The organism is Geothrix sp. (assembly GCF_049292215.1).
Lineage (GTDB): Bacteria > Acidobacteriota > Holophagae > Holophagales > Holophagaceae > Geothrix.
The window spans coordinates 1-3,259 of sequence record NZ_JBATQW010000020.1 but is presented as its reverse complement, the minus strand read 5'-3'; the positions used below and the strand labels follow the sequence as shown (position 1 = coordinate 3,259).

General features: G+C 71.4%; 4 protein-coding genes. All 4 read right to left on the bottom strand.

Annotation, left to right across the window (positions count from 1 at the left end; translation table 11 throughout):
• On the bottom strand, positions 1–892 hold an 892-nt coding region (locus WAS25_RS03530), incomplete at its 3' end, for a serine/threonine-protein kinase (protein WP_422310127.1).
• Positions 889–1,821 carry a diguanylate cyclase gene (locus WAS25_RS03525; protein ID WP_422310126.1) on the bottom strand — a complete coding sequence of 311 codons (933 nt, stop codon included), beginning with the start codon at positions 1,819–1,821 and terminating at the stop codon, positions 889–891. The genes WAS25_RS03525 and WAS25_RS03530, both read right to left, overlap by 4 nt.
• Positions 1,822–1,851: 30 nt before the next feature.
• Positions 1,852–2,793, bottom strand: coding sequence for a GGDEF domain-containing protein (locus tag WAS25_RS03520; protein ID WP_422310125.1), 942 nt, complete (start codon positions 2,791–2,793; stop codon positions 1,852–1,854).
• Positions 2,790–3,259 (bottom strand): hypothetical protein (locus tag WAS25_RS03515; RefSeq protein WP_422310124.1); only part of this gene is annotated, 470 nt, incomplete at its 5' end. The genes WAS25_RS03515 and WAS25_RS03520, both read right to left, overlap by 4 nt.

Here is a 3,259-nt window from a genome sequence, read left to right as displayed (position 1 = left end):
GAACCTCGGGGCCCTCGTCCCGGCGCGGTCCCGCCACGGTGGCCAGCTCCCGGTCCCGGGCCGAGAAGCCCGGGAGGGGTTCCTCGCCCCACCCCACCGCCTCAGCGCTCTCCAGCCAGTCGGCCAGCTCCCCGGCGAAGGCCGCCATGTCCGGCAGACGCTTCAAGGGATCCGGCTGCAGGGCCCGCATCACCAGGCCCGCCATGCGGGGCGGGAAGCCGGGCCGCACGGCCGCCGGGGGCAGCTGCACCTGGGCGTAGGCCTGCCCCGTCATGAACTCGAAGAGGATCGCCCCCAGGGCGTAGACATCGCAGCGGCCATCCACGCGGCGGGGATCGCCGTGCTGTTCGGGGGCCATGTAGCCCAGCGTGCCCACCACCATCTGGCTCCGGGTGGCGCGGGTGCGGCCCTCCTCACCCTCCCAGTAGCACACCCCGAAATCGGTGACCTTGAGCTGCCCATCGGCCGAGAAGAGCAGGTTCGAGGGCTTGAGGTCCCGGTGCACCACCCCGGCCGCGTGGGCCACCTCCAGGGCACCACAGACGGGAATCATCCGGCGGGCCAGCCCGGCGGGGGCTTCCCCCCGGCAGGCCTTGAGGCTGCCACCGGGCAGGAGCTCCATGATCAGGTAGGGCCAGGCGCCGCTGGTGCCGAAGGCGAAGATCTCGACCAAGCCCGGGTGCGACAACCGGGTGAGGACCTCGCCTTCCCGGAGAAACCGGCGGACGAGGTCATGATCCCGGTGGACCTCCGGCCGCAGTAGCTTCACCGCGCAGGCTGCCCCGGGGCGGAAGCGGTCCTCGCCCCGGAACACCAGGGCCATGCCCCCCTCGCCCAGGGGTTCCAGGAGGCGCACGCTGCCGATCTGTGCCGGGGGCCGCAGGCTGTTCATGGCGCCGGGTACGCCCGGTCGCGTCCTCCGGCCTTGGCACCGTAGAGGGCCGCATCGGCCCGGGCTAGCAGGGCGCCGCCGTCCGAGTCCCCATCCTTGAGCTCGGCCACCCCCAGGCTGCAGGTGAGCGGCAGGTAATGGCTGCCCTCCAGCTCCAGGGGATGCTCCGCCAGGGCCCGCCGCAGGCCCTCGGCAGCGTGGAGCGCCATCATCACCGGGGTATCGGGCAGCACGATGAGGAACTCGTCCCCCCCCAGCCGACCCACGGGATCCGAGCCCCGGAGGCGGAGCTGGAGGAGGGCGCCGAAGGACTCGAGGGCGCGGTCGCCAGCCCGGTGGCCGTGGGTGTCGTTGACCTGCTTGAACCAGTCCAGGTCCGCGAGGATCAAGGACAGGGGCCGCCGGTGGCGGCGGGCCAAGTCGAAGTGCGACTCCAGCTGATGCAGGACCGTGGCCCGATTGCCCACGCCCGTCAGCGGATCCAGGGTCGTGCGGGCCACCATGTCCTGGTGGTAGCGGCGCTCGAGCGCATCCATGTGCTTGAGCTTGAAGGCATGACCGCCCACCCGGAGCACGTCCTCGGCCTTCAGCTTCAGGGGACCGGGATCCGCATGGACCCGCTTCCCGTTGATGTAGACGCCATTGGTGGAGCCCAGGTCGCGCAGCTCCACGGACTCCAGGTTCGCGGCGATGTTCAGCCGGGCGTGGCGACGGCTTACCTCGGGCTCGGGCAGGGAGAGGCCGTTCTCCGGCGCGCGGCCAATGCTCAGGCCCCCGAGCGGCAGGGGGATGAACTCGCCCATGGGCTGGCCCACATAGCGGATCAGCACCCACTCGCGGGTGTCGAGCTCACCGAGGAGCTCAATCTCATCCTGCGCGGAGGCTGGTTCCCAGGGGGGAAGGTCTGGAGGCGTGGGTTCGAGGGGCATCCGGGAAAGTCTAACGGAGATCAGGGCTTGCTAGCCTTCGCAGACCTGGTTGCGCCCACCGCCCTTGGCCCGGTACAGGGCCGCGTCTGCCCTCGCCAGCAACTGTCCCGCGTTGAGGTCATCCCCAGTGCGCTCGGCGATCCCCAGGCTGCAGGTGACGGTGAGCCCACCGGAAGCCAGGGGCACTGGAGTGCCGGCGATGGCCTTCCGCAGCCGTTCCGCGAAGGGCCGGGCCCCGGTCAGATCCGTCTCCGGCAGCACCATGAGGAACTCCTCGCCACCGATGCGGCCGGCGAGGTCGGCCTCGCGCAGGGTCGCGACCAGACGCTCACCAAAGGTGCGCAGGACGAAGTCGCCGGCGCCGTGGCCATAGGTGTCATTCACCTGCTTGAAGTGGTCGAGGTCGCAGACCACCACGGAGAGGGGGCGGCCGTAGCGCTGGCTCAGCCCGAAGCGATTCTGCAGCTCCGCCAGGGCGCTGGCCCGGTTGGCCAGCCCTGTGAGCGGGTCCTTGGTGCTGAGGTCGAGGAGGGTCTCGTGGAAGGCCCGCTCCAGCGGGTCGAGGAACACCAGCTTGAGGACATGGCTGCCGATGGCGATGCGATCGCCCGGGCGCAGCTCCGCGACGCCGCGGACCGGGTCCCCGTTAACCTGCGTGCCGTTGGTGGATTCCAGATCCTCGACCAGGACCCGGCCCGCCTCGACCCGGAAGCGCGCGTGCTGGCGGCTGACCTCGCCATCGAGCAGCGGCACGCCCGAATCCGGCGCCCGTCCCACGATCACCTGCCCGGTCGCCAGCGGGAAGACCCGTCCCAGGGCCGCGCCCGCATAGGCCACCAGGGCCCACTGGGCCGGGACAGCCAGGGCGTCGACCTCGCTCTTGGAGCGCACCACCGTCGGGATCTCGGGCAGCCCGGGGAGCGTCTCCTTGCTCATCGGGGGCTGCTTCTTGGCCGGGGCCTTGCGCGTCACGGATCCTCCACGTAGCAGCTCACCAGGCTTCCATCGTCCTTTCGCCGGGCCAGGATGAATGGTGAACGGGGCGCCCGGACCGCCGAGGCCTCCAGGCGGAGGAGGATCCGGCCTTGCCCGGGATCGTGGCGCAGGTCTGCAACCCCCTTGCTGGGGATGCGGAACAGGCCGAGCACTTCGAGGTTCCGGACGTTCTCGCCCGTGCCCCGCACCAGCTGCAGGCTGTACCGCATCCACAGTCCCTTGGGCAGCTGGTGGATGGCCTCGGCCCGGATGGGCACCGCCATGGACAGCATGAGATCCAGCCCGGCTTCCGGCGTTCCGCCCTCCAGCGCGGGATCCAGGCGCCGGATGCCGGGTGGGGACACTGGCTCGGACAGACGGCGCGGGGTGGGCCTGGCGACGGGATCGAACCGACCCAGGGCCTGCGCCTTGCGGGGCAGCGGGGGCACGGCCACCCGCGCGG

Excerpts from the sequence above, each read along its gene's own strand:
- WAS25_RS03525 (WP_422310126.1), bottom strand. The coding sequence starts at position 1,821 with ATGCCCCTCGAACCCACGCCTCCAGACCTTCCCCCCTGGGAACCAGCC.